The sequence below is a fragment of the Brevibacterium sp. 91QC2O2 genome (genome assembly GCF_024580695.1).
Lineage (GTDB): Bacteria > Actinomycetota > Actinomycetes > Actinomycetales > Brevibacteriaceae > Brevibacterium > Brevibacterium moorei.
Genome location: NZ_JANIJY010000070.1, coordinates 1 through 462, shown reverse-complemented (window position 1 = coordinate 462; position 462 = coordinate 1). Strand labels below are relative to the sequence as shown.

1 protein-coding gene is annotated in these 462 nt (G+C 60.6%); it reads left to right on the top strand.

Annotated elements, in window-relative coordinates; translation table 11 throughout:
• Positions 1 to 116: 116 nt before the first annotated feature.
• Positions 117 to 462: phosphotransferase (locus tag NQ036_RS15465; RefSeq protein WP_257060025.1), on the top strand; the 346-nt coding region annotated here is incomplete at its 3' end.

The following is a 462-nucleotide window of genomic DNA, read 5'->3' as shown; positions in this document are numbered from 1 at the left end:
AGACCGACACGCATGTAGTGGAAAACTCTGACTTCGATATCGCCGTTGCAAAACATTAAGCCCTCGCGCCGGAAACAAACACCCAGTTTGTGCCGGGGGGTTTGCTGCATCGCTTGATGCGCGTTGAAACCGGAGACGGCCTCTGGGCGCTCAAGATTTTGAGCCGACGTGCCGTGGCACAGCCCAACGGGCGTGCCCGTTTAGAGCGCGCCGAAGTTGTAGCCCGGCTAGCAGCAGAGGCGGGTATTCCAGCTATGACCGCGCAACCGGGGCCAAACGATTGTTTTTTACAAGATGTGGCCGACCGGACGGTAGTGCTTTATCCGTGGCGCGAGGGGCACGTCTTGCCGCCACACGCGGTTTCGCCTGCCGTCGCGGCGCAAATGGGCGGCTATCTGGCGCGGCTTCATGCGCTTAAAATTCGTTTCCCCGACCAGGAGCCGCCCGTGCCCGAAGCGTTTG